13 protein-coding genes are annotated in these 19186 nt (G+C 71.9%); 1 reads left to right on the plus strand and 12 read right to left on the minus strand.

Annotated features, from left to right (window positions below; translation table 11 throughout):
* Nucleotides 1-7: 7 nt before the first annotated feature.
* The 12 genes from IPJ95_15085 to IPJ95_15140 form a co-directional block, all read right to left on the minus strand.
* The gene (locus IPJ95_15085; protein ID MBK7924925.1) at nt 8-832 is read right to left on the minus strand and encodes a protein-glutamate O-methyltransferase CheR; all 825 of its coding nucleotides are present in this window, start codon (nt 830-832) and stop codon (nt 8-10) included.
* A gap of 16 nt (nt 833-848) precedes the next feature.
* Entirely contained in the window at nt 849-1949 is a 1101-nt protein-coding gene (gene cheB, locus IPJ95_15090; protein ID MBK7924926.1) for a chemotaxis-specific protein-glutamate methyltransferase CheB, read from the minus strand.
* Complete coding sequence (locus tag IPJ95_15095; GenBank protein MBK7924927.1) at nt 1946-3604, minus strand: hypothetical protein; 1659 nt, start codon at nt 3602-3604, stop codon at nt 1946-1948. The genes cheB and IPJ95_15095 overlap by 4 nt, the downstream gene beginning before the upstream one ends.
* A 34-nt stretch (nt 3605-3638) precedes the next feature.
* A complete protein-coding gene (locus tag IPJ95_15100; GenBank protein MBK7924928.1) occupies nt 3639-5543 on the minus strand; it encodes a GAF domain-containing protein in 1905 nt (634 codons plus the stop codon).
* 8 nt (nt 5544-5551) lie between these two features.
* On the minus strand, nt 5552-6829 hold the full coding sequence (locus IPJ95_15105; GenBank protein ID MBK7924929.1) for a hypothetical protein: 1278 nt from the start codon (nt 6827-6829) through the stop codon (nt 5552-5554).
* A gap of 531 nt (nt 6830-7360) precedes the next feature.
* Nucleotides 7361-7804, minus strand: coding sequence for a chemotaxis protein CheW (locus IPJ95_15110; GenBank protein ID MBK7924930.1), 444 nt, complete (start codon nt 7802-7804; stop codon nt 7361-7363).
* Between the two features lie 4 nt (nt 7805-7808).
* Nucleotides 7809-10097, minus strand: a complete 2289-nt coding sequence (locus IPJ95_15115; GenBank protein ID MBK7924931.1) for a chemotaxis protein CheW — start codon at nt 10095-10097, stop codon at nt 7809-7811.
* Between the two features lie 98 nt (nt 10098-10195).
* On the minus strand, nt 10196-10960 hold the full coding sequence (locus IPJ95_15120; protein ID MBK7924932.1) for a hypothetical protein: 765 nt from the start codon (nt 10958-10960) through the stop codon (nt 10196-10198).
* Between the two features lie 167 nt (nt 10961-11127).
* Nucleotides 11128-13467: a HAMP domain-containing protein gene (locus IPJ95_15125; GenBank protein MBK7924933.1), complete on the minus strand. Its 2340-nt coding sequence runs from the start codon at nt 13465-13467 to the stop codon at nt 11128-11130.
* 34 nt (nt 13468-13501) lie between these two features.
* A complete protein-coding gene (locus IPJ95_15130) occupies nt 13502-15238 on the minus strand; it encodes a methyl-accepting chemotaxis protein (protein MBK7924934.1) in 1737 nt (578 codons plus the stop codon).
* A gap of 259 nt (nt 15239-15497) precedes the next feature.
* Nucleotides 15498-16763 (minus strand): carbohydrate porin, encoded by a 1266-nt coding sequence (locus tag IPJ95_15135; protein MBK7924935.1) that lies wholly within the window; start codon nt 16761-16763, stop codon nt 15498-15500.
* Nucleotides 16764-17351: 588 nt separating this feature from the next.
* Nucleotides 17352-18215: an HDOD domain-containing protein gene (locus tag IPJ95_15140; protein MBK7924936.1), complete on the minus strand. Its 864-nt coding sequence runs from the start codon at nt 18213-18215 to the stop codon at nt 17352-17354.
* 104 nt (nt 18216-18319) lie between these two features.
* Between IPJ95_15140 and motA the strand changes: the two genes are divergently transcribed.
* Nucleotides 18320-19186: a flagellar motor stator protein MotA gene (gene motA / locus IPJ95_15145; GenBank protein MBK7924937.1), complete on the plus strand. Its 867-nt coding sequence runs from the start codon at nt 18320-18322 to the stop codon at nt 19184-19186.

The raw sequence follows: 19186 nt of genomic DNA on the forward strand, positions 1-19186 counted from the left end.
CCGCCTCCTAGCTGCCTTTGATCCGGTAGCAACCGGCCTTGTCGAACTGCACCCGCTCAAACGTGTCACCGAGGTTGATCGTGGTCTCTGCCCCGCCCAGGAACAGGTACCCCCACGACTGCAGCACCTTCCGGACGTTGCCGAGGATCTGCCGCTTGGTCTCGACGTCGAAGTAGATCAGGACATTGCGCAGGAACACCACGTCCATCGCCGGCAGCGGGCCCCACGGCTCGATCAGGTTCATCTCGCGGAACTCGCAGTACCGCTGCACCTCGGGCTTCACCTGCCACTCCATCCCCTTCTTCTCGAACCACTTCACCAGCAGGTTGGCGGGCAGCCCGCGATTGACCTCGATCTGGCCATAGCGCCCGGCGCGGGAACGCGTCACCATCTCGCCCGAGAGGTCGGTGGCGAGGATCCGGAAGTTCCATCCGGTGAGCTGGGGGAAGTGCTCCAGCAGCGTCATCGCGACGGTGTAGGGTTCCTGCCCGCTGGAACAGGCCGCGCACCAGATGTTGAGCGTGCGGGTGGCCTGCCGGTGCTTGAGCACCTCGGGAATCACCACCTGCCGCAGCGCCGCGAACGGGTGCAGGTCGCGGAAGAAGCTGGTCTCGTTGGTCGTCATCGCCTCGACGACCTTGCGGTGCAGCCCGTTGAAGGGCTGGGCCCGCATCTGGGCCACCAGGGCCTCGAGCGACGCAAAGCCCTCCGCCCGGGCCAGCGGCGTGAGCCGGGCCTCCAGCAGGTAGCTCTTCTCCGGCTCGAGCACGATCGCGGACCGCTGGCGGACCAGCGTGCTCACGAACTGGAAATCGATCGGGTTGAGGGCCATCGGCCGCTCTCCTGACTCAGCGCATCAGCACCGGGGCGACACCGCCCCGGCAGCGTTCCACAATGGCCTGCGGCAACTCACCGAGCGGCAGGATGGCCTCCGCCAGTCCGGCGCGGGCCACCGCGCCCGGCATGCCCCAGACCACGCTCGTGGCCTCGTCCTGGACCAGGACCCGGCCTCCCACCTCGGTGATGCTGCCGGCGCCGGCCATCCCGTCCTGTCCCATCCCCGTCAGCACCACCGCCAGGGAACGCGGGCCGTACACCCGGGCCACCGACCGGAACATCGGGTCCGCCGCGGGCCTGCAGGAATTCTCGGGTGCTGACTGGTTTGTCTGAAGGACGACTTCCATCCCGACTCGCTGGACCACCAAATGGTGGTCGCCGGGGGCGATCCAGACCTGGCCGGGCGCCACGTGGGCGCCGGGGACCGCCTCGTCCACCTGGAAGTGCGTGGCCGCCCGCAGGCGGTCGGCCAGCAGGCGGGTGAATCCCGTGGGCATGTGCTGGGTGATCAGGATCGGCACCCGGAAGTCCGCGGGCAGGCCCGTGAGCAGCGCCTCCAGGGCGTTGGGGCCGCCGGTGGACGCCGCCACGGCGAGCACCTCCGGCAGGCTCGCGGCGATCCGCCCCGCCGACGGGGGCGGCGCCACCCGCGGCCCCGCCGTCACGCGCGCCACCGGCCGCGGTGGCGCCGCCGCCAGCGCCCGGGCCCGGGCCACCTGCGCCGCGACCCGGGGCGCCAGGCGGCGGCTGACCCACTCGATGGCGTTCACCATGTTGCCCTCGTGGGGCAACTTGGGAATCAGGTCGTCGGCGCCGAGCGCCAGGGCCTCGAGTTCCGCGACACCGGGGGCGCTCACGCCGGTGAACATGACCACCGGCAGGTGGGGCCACTGCGCCCGCAGGCGGCGCAGGGTCTCCAGGCCGTCGAGCCCGGGCATGTCGATGTCGAGCGTGACCACGTCGGGACCCTGCTCGGCGATGACCCCGAGGGCCAGGTCGCCGTCACTCGCGGTCCCGACGACCTCCATGTCCGGCTCGCGCCCCAGCGCCTGGGCAATGACCCGGCGGACGATCACCGCATCGTCCACCACCAGGACGCGGAGCCGCTTCACGTCACCCACGCGGCGGCGGGCACCGCCGGTTCGGGACTGGCGCCACCGCGCAGTTCCGCGAGCCCCGCCGCCAGCGCACGGATCCGGCGGATGGCGTCGGCGCTGGCCTGGGCACGGTCCACCGCCTCGGTCAGCCGTGAGCCGAACGTCCCCGACAACCCCTGCGCCTCGGCCGCCACCGCCGCCGCGGCCTCGGCGGCCGCTGCCTGGACCGCGCGCAGCGCCTCGACCACCGCCTGGTCGGCCCGCCGCAGCGCCTCCGGCCGCGTGGCCGCGTCACTCCCCGGGTCCGGCACCGGCAGCCCGGCCTGCTCCGCTTCTTCGGCCACGGCGTCAAGCAGCCGGGTCAGGGTAAGGAGATCGGCCGAGACGCCCTCGAGGGCCCGAGCCTCCTGCCGCAGCACCGCCACGCCCGGCGCCCCAGTGGCCACGGGGTCGGGCGAGGGCATGGTGACCGGGGCGGCGTCCGGCGCCGGGGTCGGGCCCGGCACCGGGGCCGGCGGCGTCCGATGCACGATCTCCCAGGTGATCTGCGGCCCGACGTAGCGCTGATCCTGGTCCAGCACGGGTGACACCAGGACCGCCACCGTCTCCGGGCCGAACTGCACCTGGGTCTTGTGCGGCAGCTGCGCGGGATCGGCAAAGAGCGCCCGCCGCGCCGCGACATCGGGGAAGAAGATCCCGACCGGCACGCCATCGCTGGCCTGGACCGGCGTCCGCAGGTAGGGCGCCAGCCGCGCCAGCGCCGCCTCGCAGGCGGCGTTGCCGAACCAGCGCTCCAGCGTGGCGTCGGGCAGCATCACCGGCACGGGCAAGTCCTCGGCCTGGCTGCGCAGCCGCTGGAACACCGCCTGGTTCCGGTGCTGTTCCGAGAGATCGCGCCACGCGACGCCATACCCCACGACCCCGCCCGCCTGGCGCACCGCGAAGGGGTGGGCCTTCCACACCGCGCGCCCGAAGCACCAGGTGGTCTCGCGGGGCAGGCGGTCGGGATCGGCAAAGAGGGCGGAGAACTGGGTCGGGGCCGGGTGGATCCGGATGATCGGGTGGCCCACCAGCTCTGCGGCGCCGAGGTTGAAGGCCCGCCGGAGCTCCCCGTCCGCCGCCTGCACCCCCGCCACGGCCCCCGGGTTGAGGTGCACCAGCGTGAGCTGGGCATCGAGCACAAAGAGGTTGCCGTCATCCAGCCCGAGTCGTGCCGCCTCCAGGACCGCCGCGGCCACGAGCGATTCCACCGGCGACACCGACGGGACCGCCGGTGGCACCGGGTCGGCCGGGGCGCCGCCCAGCCCGAGGCGCGCGGCCTCCCGGGCCAGCAGGCCACGCAGCTCCGCCACCGCCGCCTCGGGGACACCAGCGGCCTCGAAGGCCGCACCGAGATGGGCGCCCAGGGTGCCGACATCCTGGCCGGTCAGCGCCAGCCGCGCGGCCACCCCGCGCGGGTCCGGGCCATCGTAGGCCATGGGGCCGCCGGTCAGCTCGGTCAGGAACATCTGGGCCTGCCAGGTGGCGTCGGCGCCGGGCGCGGCCGGGATGCGCCCGGCCAGGGACGGGTCGGCGCTGGCGCGGACGAAGGCCCGCGCCACCGCCTGGTCGAGGGCGTCGAATCCGCCGAGGCGGTCGAACAGCCCGGCTCGCGCGGGGCTCGAAGACATCACTCCTGACATGTGTGCACTCCTGCTTCCGTGATCAGCACCGGAACCGCCCCACCATGCCGTGGAGCTGCTCCGACAGCCGTGCCAGCTGGTCAGCCGCGTCCTGGCTCTGGGTAACGCTGGTGGTGGTCGCGTCCGCGGCCTCCGCCACCCCGACCATGTTCTCGGCGATGGCGCCCGCGCTGCGGGCGGCCTCGCTCACGTTGCGGCTCATCTCGTTGGTCGTGGCGGTCTGCTCCTCCACCGCGCCGGCGATGGTGGTCTGGATCCCGCTGATCTGCTCGATGATCCCGGCGATCTCATGGATCTCGCCGACCGCGTCCCGGGTGTCGCCCTGGATGACCTCGATCTTCCGGCTGATCTCCTCGGTGGCCTTGGAGGTGCCCTTGGCCAGCTCCTTCACCTCGTTGGCCACCACGGCGAAGCCCTTGCCCGCGTCCCCCGCGCGCGCCGCCTCGATGGTGGCGTTGAGGGCGAGCAGGTTGGTCTGCTGCGCGATGGCGGTGATCACCTTGACCACTTTGCCGATCTCCGTGCTGGACTCGCCCAGCCTCGCCACCGTGGCCTTGGTGCGGTCGGCCACCTGCACCGCCTGCCGCGCCACCCGCGCGGCGTCCGCCGCGTTCCGGGCGATCTCGCGGATCGAGGCCCCCATCTCCTCCGTGCCGCTGGCGGTCACGGTGATGTTGCCGGAGACTTCCGCGGCTGCGTTCGACACGATCCGCGCCTGGGCCGAGGTCTGCTCCGCGCTCCCCGCAAGCGTGCGGTTGATCCCCGACAGCTGCTCCGAGGCGCCCGCCAGGGTCCGGGCGTGCCCCCCGATGCCCGCCACCTGCGCCCGGAAGCCGGCGAGGAGCGCGGCGAGGCCTTCACCGAGCTGCCCGGCGGCGTCGCTCCCGCGCACCGGGACATCGACCGTCAGGTCGCCGGCGGCGGCATCGCGCACGGCGGCGAGGATCTGGTCCACCTGGGCCTGCAGCGTGGCGGCCTGGGCGCGCTCCCGTTCGCGCGCCGCGGCGATCTGCGCCTCCACCTCCAGGCGCTGGGTGATGACCTCCCAGGTGACCATCGGGCCGAGATACTGGCCCCCCGCGTCGTACGTCGGGCTGAGCTCCATCTCAAGCGTCTCCGGCCCCACGCCGAGGCGGAGCCCGTGCGGCAGCTGCTTGGGGTCGAGCAGCCGGGCGCGGAGCGCCCGCAGCTCGGGATGGAGCAGCTCCAGCGACCGGCCCAGCAGCTGGTCGGCCGCCACGCCGGTGAACTCCTCGAGCTGGGCCAGGCAGGCGTGGGCCGCAGGGTTGAGGTACTGGATGGCCAGGTCCCGGTCCGCGGAGATGATGTTGATCGGCGAGTTGCGGACCATCGAGGCATAGCGGGCCAGTTCCACCCGCGCGATGCCGCCGGCCACCTGGCCCGCCACCTTGCGGAGCGCATCGCTCTCGGCCGCGGAGAGGGTCCGGCGGCAGGTGGCGTAGACCTCCAGCGTCCCGACGATCTCGCCGTTGACGAGGAGCGGCACCGCCGCGGCGGTCTGCACCCCGGCCTGCCGGGCCACCGGGGCGCGGGCGAACTCCGGCACCGCGCCGAAGTCGTCCACCACCACCAGGTCGCCGGCCCGCCAGGCGCGGCCCGACAGCGCCTCGCCCTCGCGGAACTGGGCCGCGCGGGTCTTCTCCCGGAACTCGTCGGCCACCTGGCCGGAATCCAGACTGCACTTGAGCAGGCCGTCGATCGGGTCACGGCGCAGCCAGGCCGCATAGTCCCAGCCCTGGCCCTCGCGCAGCAGCTGCAGCACGCTGGCCACGGCGCCCTTCACGGTGGCGGCGCGCGTCACGGCCTCGATGGCACGGGTCACGACTTCCCCGCCGGTGGGAACGTCGGCGGCGCGGGCGCGCGGGGCCACGGGGGCCGCGACGCTGGTCTCGGTCGGAGCGATCATCGGGCCGCCTAGTGGGTGAAACGGCCGACGAGGCGGCGCAGTTCGGTGGCCATGGCGGCGAGCTCCGCGGTGGCCCGGTCGCTGTTGCCGGTGCTTTCGCTGGTGGCCCGGGCGGAGCCGGCCACCGTCGCGATCGTGTGGCTGATCTCCTGCGCCCCGCGCGCCGCGTCGGTGATGTTCCGCGCCATCTCGTTGGTGGTGGCCGTCTGCTCCTCCACCGCCCCGGCGATGACGGTCTGGATGTCACTGATCCGGGTGATGATCTGCCCGATGTCGCGGATGGCCTGCACCGCGCGCCCGGTGTCGCCCTGGATGGCCTCGACCCGCTGCTCGATCTCCTCGGTGGCGCGCGCGGTCTCCTTGGCCAGGTCCTTGACCTCCTTGGCCACCACCGCGAAGCCCTTCCCCGCCTCGCCCGCCCGCGCCGCCTCGATGGTCGCGTTGAGCGCCAGGAGGTTGGTCTGCTGCGCAATCGTGGTGATCAGCTTGAGCACCTTGCCGATCTCCTGGCTCGAGCCGCCCAGCTGGGCCATCATCTCGTTGGTGCGCCCGGCGAGCCCGACGGCCTCGGTGGCCACCTTCGCCGCCTCGGACGCGTTCTTGGCGATCTCCCGGATGCTCGCCCCCATCTCCTCGGTGCCCGCCGCCACGGTCTGCACGTTGCGGGTCACCTCCTCGGAGGCGCTGCTCACCACCGCGGCCTGCGTGCTGGTGTCGGCGGCCCCGGTGGCCAAGGTCCGGTTGACCGCGGAGAGCTCCTCCGCCGCGGCGGCCAGGGTGTCGGCGTGCCCCGCGATCTGGCCGATGTTCTGGCGCAGGTCCGTGAGGAACGTGGCCAGCTCGCGGCCCAGCTGCCCGATCGTGTCCTGGCCCTCGACCCCCACCGTGCGGGTGAGGTCGCCGGTCGCCGCCGCGTGGACCGCGCCCAGGATCCGGTCCACCTTGCTCCGCAGTTCCGCGGCCTCGCGCTGCTCCCGGGCGTGGGCGTCGGCCACGGCCCGCTGGGCGGCCAGGGTCTCGGTCACGACCTCCCAGGTGAGCATCGGGCCGATGTAGCGCTTCTGGTGGTCGAAGGTGGCGGACACCGTGAGGTCGAGGGTCTCCGGGCCGAACGTGACCTGGGCGCGGTACGGGAGGGCCGCCGGGTCGAGCAGGCGGCGCCGCAGGTCGTCCGAGCGTTCGAAGAACACCAGCATCGATGCGCCCTGGACCCCGTCGGCGGTCACCGGCAGCACCCGGCCCAGCCGCTCCAGGGAGGCCCGACCGGCCGGGTTCACGTACTGCATGGTGAGGTCGGGGTCGCCGCAGATGATGTTGGTGGGGCAGCTCTCGATCATCGAGAGCACCCGGCCGAGCTCCACCTCCACGCGGTTCCGCTTGGTCTGGTCTTCCCAGGCCGCCACGTATCCCGTGAGCGCGCCGGCCTCGTCCCGCACCGCGTGCACCAGGCACTTGTAGACCGCCCCCTCGGTCTTGATCTTGTGCTCGTAAGGCAGCCGCGCCGGGTCGGCCACCGCCTCACGGAAGCCCGCGGGGGCGCCGTGCAGGGTGGCCAGCTCCTGCCCCGCCACCGGGCCGGTGGCGTAGCCCAGCTTCGCCACCGCCGCTTCGGCCTGGCGGCTGGCGTGCAGCACCCGCTGGTGCCGGTCGGCCAGGAATAGGATGGCCGCGGCCTCGGTGATCCCGCCGAGCAGGCGGGGCGTGGCCAGCGGGTCGGTCACCGCGGCGGCCTGGGGCAGCACACGGGCGTGAGGTTCCGGGGATGCGGTCATCGGTACGCGCTCCTTGCGTCACCGTTCGAGGGGGTCTGCCATCCGTCAGCGCGCGCCCGTGGGCTCCAGGGCAAGCGCCTTCTCCGTATCGAGCACCAGCAGCAGGCGGCCGGGGAGCTTGTACACCCCGCGGATCATCTCGCGGGCTGCCGGAGGAAGGGTCTCCGGCGGTTCCTCGTACGCGGACTCCTCGGTCTCCAGCACGTCACCGATCTCATCCACCAGCAGGCTGACCGCGCCCTCGTCGGTGCGCACCACCACGTTCATCGGCTGCCGGTCGGCGGCGAAGGGCGCCAGCCCGAGCCGCTCGCGGAGGTCGATCGCGGTGACGATCTGTCCCCGGAGGTTGATCAGCCCGCGGACCGCCCGCCCCGCGAGCGGCACCCGCGTCATCTGCTGCGAGCGGATCACTTCCTGGACCTGCAGCACCTCGATGCCGAAGAACAGGCGATCGAGCTGAAACGTGCAGAACTGGCGTTCCATGGCCATGGCCTCAGACCCCCGCGCCGACTGGTTCGGCGTCCGAGCCCGCGAAGAGCAGCACGTCCGCCTGTTCGATGAGTGCCCGCACGTCGAGCAGGTCGGTCACCTTCTGCTGGATCACCGCGGTGCCGTACACGGCGCCCTGCCGCTCCCGCCGGTGCACGGTGAGCTGCTCCTCGACGATGTCGACGATGTTCTCCACCACAAGGCCCACGTCCCGGCCCTCGTGACGGTAGACCACCACCTGGAGCGGGTCGCGCTCCTCCGCGCCGCCCGGCTCGCCCAGCAGCTCGGTGAGCCGGATGAGGGGCAGCAGCCGCCCGCGATACTGCACCACCTGGTACGCCCCCGCCCGCTCGATCGTGCCCTGCGGGAATTCCTCCAGCCGCGCCACCATCGACAAGGGGATGGCCATCCGCCGCTCGGCCCCCAGCCGGAAGAGGAGCAGCATCAGCCGTTCCGCCTCCCCGGCGCGCGCCGCTTCCACCACCGCGCCCGGCGCCTTGCGGGCCGACTCGGTGACCACCTGCGCCAGCTGGCCCAGGCCGAGCACGTCGAGGATCAGCGCCACCCGGCCATCACCCATGATCGTGGCCCCGGCAAAGGCCCCGATGCCCTTGAGCTGCTTGCCCAGCGGCTTCACCACGATCTCCTCGGTGTCGTTGATCTCGTCCACGACGAGGCCGAAGGTGTGCTCGTCCGCCTGCAGCACCACGATGTTGACCGCCTCCTGCGCCCCTGTGGACCGGAAGCCCTCCTGCAGCCCCAGGGCGTGCGCCAGGTTCACCAGCGGCAGCAACCGGCCCCGCAGCCGGTACACCGGCGCCCCGTAGACCATCTCGATGCCCGCCTCGGCCTCGTCGCCCTCCAGCCGCACCAGCTCCAGCAGCGACACCTGCGGGATCGCGAAGCGGTCCCCGGCCGTGGTGACGACCAGCGCCGGGATGATGGCCAGCGTGAGCGGGATCTTGATCTTGAGGGTGGTGCCCTGGCCGGCCACGCTCTGCACGTCGACCGTGCCACCGATCTTCTCGATGTTGGTCTTCACCACGTCCATGCCCACGCCGCGGCCGGAGATGTTGCTCACCTGCTCCGCCGTGCTGAAGCCCGGCGCGAAGATCAGGTTCACCAGCTCCCGGTCCCCCATCCGCGCCGCCTGCTCGGCCGTGATGACGCCCTTCTGGATCGCCTTGGCCTTCACCCGCTCCGTGTTGACCCCGCCGCCGTCATCGGAGATCTCGATGTTGACCTGCCCACCCTCGTGGTAGGCGCGCAGCAGCAGCCGCCCCTCGGCCGGCTTGCCCCGGGCCACCCGCTCGGCCGGCAGCTCCATGCCATGGTCCACCGAATTCCGCACGATGTGCGTCAGCGGGTCCTTGATCGCCTCGATGATCGTCTTGTCGAGCTCGGTCTCCTTCCCCTCCATCTCGATGCGCACCTGCTTCTTGCACGCCAGGGCAAGGTCGCGCACCACCCGCGGGAACTTGGCCCACACATTCCCGATGGGCTGCATCCGGGTCTTCATGACCCCTTCCTGCAGCTCGGTGGTGATGAGGTTCAGGCGCTGCGAGGTCGCCACGAACCCCGAGTCGTCGGCGGTCGTGGTGTACTGGAGGATCTGGTTGCGGGCCAACACCAGCTCGCCCACCAGGTTCATGAGCTTGTCCAGCAGCCCCACATCCACCCGGATGTTGCTGTCCGAAGCCGCCGGCGCCTTCACCTCCGCCGGCTCGGCCGCGGCCACCGGCGCCACCTGCGCCGCGGGGGCCGGGACCGGCTCGGGGACCTGCGCGGGAACCGGGGGCGCCACGGCCGCGGGCGGCGGCACCTCCGCCACCGGAGCCGCCTGCGGGCCGCTCTTCCGGCCGCCCTTGGCCCGCGACGCCCCTTCAGCTTTTCCCGAGGCGGCCGGCTCCCCCTTCTGCAGCCGCGTGAGCAGCTCCACCAGGGACGCAAAGCCCTCCTGCCCGTCGGTGCCGGTGCTCTCGACTGCCGAGAGCATCGACCGGACCGCGTCCACCAGCTGGAGCAGCGCGCTCGTGATCTCGGGCGTCAGGGTCTTCTTGCCGTCGCGGAGGTCGGAGAGCAGGCTCTCCCCCACGTGCGTCACCGATTCCAGCCGGCCGAAGCCGAGGAACCCGCTGGTGCCCTTGATGGTGTGGATGCAGCGGAAGATCCCGGCCAGCAGGTTCTTGTCGCCCGGGTTCTGCTCCAGCGCCACCAGGTTGCGATCCAGGGTGTCGAGCCCCTCACTGCTCTCCACGAGGAACTCTTTGACGATGTCGTCCATGTCGCTCATGCTCGGCTCTCCGGCGCCCGCCTTCGCGGCGCGTCCTGCTGGGAGGAAGGACCACTGATGAGCGGAGTATCGGCCGCCCGCCGGATTTCGTTGAGCGCTCAGCCGCCCGTGCGCAAGGCACCCGCCCTGTTTCCGGGCGCCGGACCGGCCGCCCCCCGCCTCGGGGCCTCGCCCGGCCGCCCGGCGGGGCGCGTGTCCGCGCCGGCCAGCAGGAGGCCCAGCGCCGACAGGACGCCAGCGAGCCCCACCCCAGTCAGGAGGAGCCGGCGCCGCCCGGTGGCCACGAGCGCCTGCGCCTCCGCCTCCTGGCCCGCGATCCGCAGGCCGGCCTCCTCCACGACCTCGTCGATGGCTCGCCGGTGCGCCTCGTACAGGGCGAGCAGCGGCCCCTGCGAGAGGGCCAGCGCCCGGGCGTGGTCTCCGGCATGCACCGCCGGGACCAGGGCGGTGTCCCGCAGCGCAAAGAACGCCCGCGCCGGCGCCGCCGCGGACTCGGTGAGCCCCCGGCGCAATCCGTCGGGCAGCGGCTGGGTGAGCCAGAACGCCTGGCGCGACTCGAAGTCGGCCGCGAGGACCCGGCCCCGCTCGATGAGGCCCTGCCGCACGGCGGGGTCCGGCTCATCCAGCAGCCGGTGCACGGTGAGGTACGCCTCGATGATGTAGGCCGGCGGTGGGAGGATGTCCGCGACAAGGTCCTTCCCCATCACGATCTGCCCGTACAGCGGCCCGTTCACCCGCAGGCGGTCCAGCGCCCGGAAGGCGACGACCGTGAACAGCGCGAAGCCGACCGCCGTCAGGGCGGCAAGCCAGGCCATCCGGCCGCGGATGCTCCCCGTGCCCGGCAGATCCGACCAGCGTGCCATCGTGTGCTCCTGTCATTGGGACGTCGCCGGGCTCCCGCCCCGCCAGGGCCGGGCGGTCGCCCGCGAGCCTCCCGGAGGTATCGGAACCCGACAGGCAAGATTGAAGGGGGACCGCCGCCACCGGGATTGGGTGACGGGGCGCCGGCAGGCACCCCGCCCCCCGGGGACTACCGCGCCGCGCCGGCCGGACGCCGCAACGCCCCGGACACCCGGGCGCCGGTGGTGCCCCCGATGCGGAACTGCGCCACCAGCATCTGCAGCTCCTCCGCGGCCCGGCCCAGGTCGCGGGCCGCGACCTCGCTCTCGGCCACGCCGCCGCTCGCCTCGTCCGCGGTCCGGGCCACGCCCTGGATGTTATGGGCGATCTCCTGCGCGCCACGCGCCGCCTCGCCGATGTTGCGGCTCATCTCGTTGGTGGTGGCCGTCTGCTCCTCCACCGCGCCGGCGATGGTGGTCTGGATCTCGCCGATCTGGTCGATGATCGTGTTGATCTCGCGGATCGCGGTCACCGCCTCGCCGGCGTCGGCCTGGATCGCCTCGACCTTCCGGCCGATTTCCTCGGTGGCGCGGGCGGTCTCCTTGGCCAGCTCCTTCACCTCGTTGGCCACCACCGCGAACCCCTTCCCCGCCTCGCCCGCGCGGGCCGCCTCGATGGTCGCGTTGAGCGCCAGCAGGTTGGTCTGCTCCGCGATGGAGGTGATGACCTTGATCACCTTGCCGATCTCGTCGCTGGAGGCGCCGAGCTTGCCCACCGTGCCGTTGGTGCGCTGCGCCACCTTGACCGCCTGCGCCGCCACCTGCGCGGCGCTGGCCGCGTTCTTGGCGATCTCCCGGATGCTCGCCGACATCTCCTCGGTCCCGCTGGCCACGGTCTGGACGTTCCGTGACACCTCGTCCGACGCCGAGGCCACCACCCCCGCCTGGGCGGAGGTCTCGGTGGCCGAGGCGCTGAGGCGGCGGCCCACGCTCGTCACCTGACCGGTGGCCTGGGCCACCGTCCCCGCCGTCTGGGCGATGTTGGCGATGCTGCCGCGCAGGTTCTGGAAGAAGGCGTCGAGACCCGTCGCCAGCCGCCCGACGGCGTCCTCGCCGCGGACCGGGATCTCCCGGGTCAGGTCGCCCTCCCCCGCGGCCTCCACCACCGCCAGGATCGCGTCGACCTTGGCGCGCAGCTCGGCCGCCTGGGCCCGCTCGCGCTCCGCGCTCCCGCGCTGCTCCGCCTCGCGCTCGGCGGCCTCGCGCTGCCGGCGTTCGGCGTCCCCGCGTTCCGCGATCCGCCGTTCCTCCGCCACCCGCTCCTGCGTCGCCCTGGCCTCGGCCACCACCCGCTCCGCGCGCAGCTTCTCCGTCACCACCTCCCACGTCACCATGGTCCCGATCAGCGCCCCCTCCTCGTCGAGGATCGGCGCCGCCAGGAAGTCGAGCGTCTCGGGTCCCAGCGGGAAGCGCGCCTGGTGCGGCAGCTTCGAGGCGTCGGACAGCAGGGCGCGCTGGTGGGCCGGGTGCTTGTGGAAGACGTCGATCGACTGCCCGACCATCTGGTCGGCCGCGACGGGAAGGTGCGCCTGGAGGCGCTGGAAGGTCCGCTGCGCCGCGGGATTGAGGTAGCGCAGCACCAGGTCGCGGTCAGCATACATGATGTTGATGGGCGCGTTCTCGACCAGCTGCTTGATGAGGGTGACCTCCTTGCGCTGCTGCCCCACCGCGCGCCAGTCCACCCGGGAGGCGTCCAGCGCCTGCTGCATCCCCTCGATGGCGCGGTTGAGGGCCCGCGCGGCGTCCACCAGCTCGTTGTCGCCCTCCAGCTGCGCCCGCGCCGTCAGGTCGCCGGCGCCCGCCGCCGCGCTCGCGGCTGCCAGCACGCCGACGTCACGGGCGATCCGCTGCCCGACCCACCAGCCCACTGCCAGCGTGAGTGACACCCCCACCACCAGCAGGAGCAGGTCCAGCTGGTCGGCCTGGCGGGACACCCGTGCCGCCGCCTGCATCACGGTCCCGACGTTGGCCTCGATCCGGTCGCTGAGCGCCTCCTGCCTGGTCTCGAGGTCCTCGAAGGCCTGCTGGAACGCCGGCAGCTCCCGCCGCGCGGCCGCGGGGTTGCGGAAGGCGGTGACGGCCAGGCGCTCCCCGGCCGCGAGGTAAGTCTCGAGCGCGGGCCGGAGTTCCTGGAGCTGGGCGCGGATCTCGGGGTTGAGCGGGAGGGAGTCGTTGCGGGCCAGGGCATCGCGGAACCACTGCGCATGCTCCCCAAGCTGGGCCAGCACGGCGTCCCGCTCCCCCGGATTGAACTGGGAGGCAAAGAGGGCGTTGAGCACGTCGGCGCGGATGCCGTCGTGCATCATGTCCCCCTCGAGATGATTGCGCAGCGCCGTCTCGGCGACCACGATCCGCGCCGTCATCTCGTCGTGCCGGCGCCCCTGCCACTTGGCCACTGAGAGACTCAGCGCCAGCAGCACTGCGCTGAGGCACGCCGAGGCCCCGAGAATCCGCTGTACCGTCCACCGCATCCGCCCCCCCACGGCTCGTGTGATTCCCGCCCGCCTAGCGACCCGCGAGGGCGTCGCGCCCGGCGCGCTCCGCCACGAAGGCCTGGGCGTAGTCGCTCAGCCCGTCCGGCGCGGCCGCCGCGGTGCCCGGCCGGGCGGGCGCCGCGCGCCGCGGTGGGGTCGGCCCGCCATCATCGATCCGGAACTGGCCCACCAGCTGTTGCAGCCCCGCCGCCATCCGCGACAACTCCTGCGCCGCCGACTGCGTGTCGGTGGCCCCGCGCGTGGTCTCCTCCGCCGCCGTCGCCACCCCGCCCACGTTCTGCACGATTTCCGACGCGCCCCCCGCCGCTTCCGCCAGGTTGCGGTTGATCTCGGTCGTGGTGGCGGTCTGCTCCTCCACCGCGCTGGCGATGGTGTTCTGCGCCGCGCTGATGCTCGAGACCACCTCGGTGATGGCCTGGATCGCCGCCACCGCGGAGGTGGTGTCGGTCTGGATGGCCTGGATCTTCCGGCTGATATCGTCGGTGGCCCGGGCGGTTTCCTTGGCCAGCTCCTTCACCTCGTTGGCCACCACCGCGAAGCCCTTCCCCGCCTCGCCGGCCCGCGCCGCCTCGATCGTGGCGTTGAGCGCCAGCAGGTTGGTCTGCTCGGCGATCGACGTGATCGTCTTGATCACCTGCCCGATCTCCTCGCTGGAGCTCCCCAGGCGCTGCACCGACGCGTTGGCCTGCTCCGCCGTCCCCACCGCCTCAGCCGCGATCCGCGCCGCCTCGGAGGCGTTCTTGCTGATCTCCACGATGCTCGCGCTCATCTCTTCGGAGGCCGTGGCCACCGTCTGGATGTTGCGATTGACACCGTCGGTCGCCCGGGCTACGACGTTGGCCTGCACCGACGTCTCCTCGGCCCCGGCGCTCATGGTCTGGCTCACCCGGGTCAGCTCCTCCGAGGTGGCCGCCAGCGCCGCCGAGTTCTCCCCGATGGCGCCCATGCTGGTCCGCAGCGTGGCCAGGAACTGGTCCAGCGCCGTCGCGATCGTGCCGAACTCGTCCCGGGTGGTGACCCCCGTGCTGGTGGTCAGGTCGCCGGTGGCGGCGGTGTTGAGCGCCGCGACCGTCCGCCCGAGGCTCGAGACCACCTGGCGCACCACCAGTCCGCCCAGGACGCCGATCAGGACCAGGATGCCAACGCTGATGGCGAAGATCTCCCGCTTGGGCAGGACGTCGATCACCTTGGCCTGACCCTCGAGCTCCGCGTAGGTGGCCGTCGACAGCTGCACCAGTTCATCCACCGCTGCCCGGTGCGCCTTGTACGCCTCGGTCAGCGGGCCGTCGACCACGCGCCGCGCTGCGGCGAGGTCGCCGGCGCGCACGGACGGCAGGAAGGCGCTGTCGCGCACCGCGAGGTACCGCACCGCGGTGGGCACCACCTGCTGCAGCACCAGGTCGCGTTCCTTGCCCTCGACCAAGTCCCGCGCCCAGACCTCGCGCCGGGCCGCGAAGTCCTTGATCAGCTGGTCACCTCGGGCCAGGTATTCCCGCCGGCCACCCTCGTGCGCTTCCATGACGATCCGGTTGTCGACCAGGTAGGTCTCGAGCAGGAAGACCGGCGGCGGCAGGACGTCTGCCAGCAGGTCCTTCTGGATCACGATTTCCTGGAACAACGGGCCATAGACCTTGACGTGGTTGATGGTCCGGATGCTGAGGGCGGCCACGGCCATCAGGCCGACGGCGCTCAAGCCTACCAGGAGCGTGAGCTTGGCCTTGACGCTCCAGTCGCGGAATCCGAGCATGGGGTCCTTCTTCTCGTGGCTGTCATGAATGGAAGCCGGCCCCGGCACTGATGCCGGCCCGGTGAGTCAGTCCGAGTATCGGCAAGCAGGGCCGTTTCTCCAGCGGGAGGCGATGCCACCCGCCGCCGGATGCTGGACAGCGGGGTTGGACGCCCGCCTGGAGTCCTCCAGCCCATCGGCCGGGGGGCACGACGCGCCGCGCCCCCGCCCGGCAGAGCCGGACGGGGGCGTGGGTGCGGCGACCGGGGGCGGGCCGCCGCTAGAAGGCCACCTCGGCGCGGAGGGTGCCGACCAGGGCGTTGCCCACCCGGACGTCCCCGGAAGGCCGGACGATCAGCTGCAGGTCCGGCCGCAGGGTGAGGAACCCCATGGCGGGCAGCCGGTAGAACAGCTCCACCGCGGTCTCGTCCCCCGCGAAACCAGCCGCCGGGTCGTCGCTCAGGTCCACGTGACTCACCATGAGACCCGCCGCCTCCCCACCCCGGCCGAAGGGCGCCTCCGCCACTACGCCCAGCATCAGGTGCTGGCCCGCCTCGCTGACCCGGTCATCAGCCCACCCGAACTTGGCCAGGGCCACCAGCCCGCTCGGCCCCTGCTCCTCCGTGCCCGGCGTCCCGGACAGGCGCTGGTCGGCCGTGAGATAGAAGCCGCTGGGCGCGGCGGCGAACCCGCCGGCGAACCGCTCCGCGTACCCGCCGGGATGCCGCCAGTACCCGAGCGCCAGATGGCCCGAGGCCCACTGTGCCGCGGCCTCGCCGATGACGAACGCGGCGCCGGTCGGGGCGTCAGGCCGGTCCGACCGCGCCAGCGATCCCCGGAACAGCCCGCCCGAGACGCCGAGCCAGCCCGTCGGCCGCACGAAGGCGCTCACTGAGGGCGTCGGCTCAGGGTACGTCGGGAGCGCGTAGATGGTGGGGCTGAACCCGCCGGAGGCATTCAGGAATTCCCCGGCGGGCTCGAGCACCGCGAACTCGCTGTTCGCATCCACTTGGCCCGCCTTGATCCGGACACGGTCGCCCGCCAGCCGTTGCTCGTACCATGCCTCCGCCAGGCGGTGAAAGTGCTCCGCGTCGATGTTCGAGAAGGCCTGGAAGTCCCCCGCCAGCGCCGACCCATTGGCCCCACCCTGGGACTGCATCCCCACGAAGACGCTCGCGCCGGGCAGGCCGACCAGCTGCTCGAGATCGCCCGACAGGCCGGCGCTGAACAGCCCACGACCGGCGCGGCCCCGTCGGAGCCCGCCTCGGGCAACGCCGGAGAGATCGTAGACATAGCTCGCCTCCAGCACGAGGCCGGCGGCGCCCAGCCGCGGACGCACACCACCCCACCCACCGGTCGCCTCGGCCCAGCGGACCCAGGGCAGGGGGACGACGCGCTCGGGAGCGGAAGCAACCGACGACGAGGCACCAACGGTGGAGTCGAGCAGGGCGGCCGCAGGGGTCAGGGCGGCGAACTCGATCTGGCCTGCCAGGGGGCCTGAGAGCAGGGGTGCGACCAGGTACAGGGACCAGCGATGCGAGAACATGCGGCGCTCCACGGAGGTTCAGCCTCAGTATCGCCACAGCCAGCGAAAACTTTAGTCACTATTGCAAGTTGCGTAAAACAATACGTAACAAGTATTTACATGCGCCGCAAGATACAACTACGAACTATATTTGAACATCCGAATACCCACATCGAACGGGCGAGGCTCACACGGATACCGGCGGGTCGGCCTCCGGGTCCCATGCCGACCGGCCCCGGTAACTGTGTCCGGGACCGACACGCGATGCGCCCGTCCCCCAACCTGGCGGCGTCGGTATCGGGGCAGCGATTGTCCCCTATCCTCATGTTTTTCAACGGCTTTCCGAGACTTGGGCGAGCAGGACGAGGGCGGGACGGACGATGGCCTCGATGTTGCAGCGCGACGAATTGTACAGAGTCCAATCACCCGGGAGGTTCGATGCTCAAGGCGCTGTTCGTCATGATCGTGCTCAGCAACGACTACGCGGCCCGGATGGTTCAGCGACTCACCCGGCATTCACTCGCCTGAGGGCGGCACGGTCCAGCCTAGATACGCCAACGGGGCGGCCATCACGGCCGCCCCGTTCGTGTGTCCCCGTCCCGCGCGGGCCTAGAAGAGGAACTGCTGGGCCCGCGCCGCAGTCCGCGGCACTTCGGCAGTCAGCCACGCGACGTCTTCGTCGGTGGCGCCGAGCTCGGTGAGGACGTCGGCGGCAGAGCAGTCGGCGTTGCCTTCCTCGTGGAGCGAGGCGCCGAGGTCGGTGCAGAGCACCTCGGCCGCCTGGATGACGCGGGCGAGGTGCTGGAAGGCGTCGTCGGCCTGGTGCGGGTGGTGGTGGTTGGTGACCGCCTCGGCGATGAAGGGTGGCAGCGACCAGCGCCCCAGCAGGAGGCCACCCACCGCGCCGTGGTCCATCCCCAGGTGCTCTTCCTCATACTGCCACAGCCGGCCGCCCAGGGTGGCGCGGGCGGTCATCACTTCGGCGAACTCCCGGGGGAAGTGCTGTTCGAGGACCAGCAGGCCGGCGTCGTGCAGCAGCCCGGCCACGTACACGTCGTCGGTGGTCACCTCCCCCGGCTGGCCGAACCGTTCCCACAGCATGCGCGCGGTCATCCCGACGGCCGCCGAGTGGATCCAGAAGGCCTCGTGGTTGAGCCCCCCGGTCCGGGTGCGGAACGCCTTGACCACCGCCAGGACGATGCAGATGGCGCGGACCTGGTTGATGCCCAGCCGGGAGACGGCCGTGAGGATGGAGCCGATCCGGTCGCCCCCGCGATGGAAGGCGGCCGAGTTCGCGGCCCGGAGCAGGCGGGCGGTGAGGGCCGGGTCGCGTTCGATGATCGCGGCCACGTCCGACGCCCCGGCGTGCTCGTTGTCCAGCACCTTGTGGAGCTGGAAGACCACGGTCGGCAGGGTGGGCAGGTTCTCCCCCCGCGCGAGCAGGTCCCGCATGCCGTTGATGATGTAGGGCAATCCCTTCCCTCCGGGCCTGACCGGCCCCGTGTGGTCCATCCATCCCTGCTCAAGGTATCGGCAAGCGGCTCCGATACTTCAGCCATGCAAGGGACGGCTGCGCCATGATCGCGATTATCGGCCTGGTGATCGTGCTGGGCGCCGTGGTGGTGGGATTCACCATGGCCGGGGGCCAGCTCATGGCCCTCTTCCACGCCTCGGAAATCGTCACCATCTGCGGCGTGGCCCTGGGGACGGTGCTGATCTCGACGCCCGCGCCGGTGCTCAAGGCGATCGGGGCCAAGCTGGCGGTGGTCTTCAAGGGCAATCGCTTCACCAAGGACCTCTACCTCGACGCGCTGCGGATGCTCTACGAGCTGTTCCAGATCGCCCGCAAGGACGGCCTGGTGGCGATCGAGGCGCATATCGAGGACCCCGAGAAGAGCGCGATCTTCAAGAAGTACCCCAAGGTGCTCCACGAGCACCACGCGATGGAGTTCCTGTGCGACTCCCTCCGCCTGGTGCTGGTGGGCAGCGTCCCGCCGCACGACCTCGACGCCCTCATGGACGCCGAGATGGACGTGCACCACGAGGAGGCCGCCAAGCCCGCCGCCGCGCTGCAGAAGGTCGGCGACGCGCTCCCGGGCATCGGCATCGTGGCGGCGGTGCTCGGCATCGTCATCACCATGGGCGCCATCTCGGGGCCGGTGGAGCAGATCGGCGAGCACGTCGCCGCGGCACTCACCGGCACCTTCCTCGGCGTGTACATGGCCTACGGGTTCATCGCCCCGATGTCCGGGGCGATCGAGGGCGCCAACTCCGAGGAGAGCCGCTTCTTCGCGTTCTTCAAGGCCAGCGTGGTCGCGTTCGCCAAGGGTTTCGCCCCCATCGTGGCCGTCGAGTTCGCCCGCCGCGCGATCTACTCCACTGCCCGTCCCACCTTCCAGGAGATGGAATCGTCCTGCAAGCAGGCGGCCAAGGCCGGGAAGTAG

The sequence above is a fragment of the Gemmatimonadota bacterium genome, assembly GCA_016713785.1.
Taxonomy (GTDB): domain Bacteria; phylum Gemmatimonadota; class Gemmatimonadetes; order Gemmatimonadales; family GWC2-71-9; genus JADJOM01.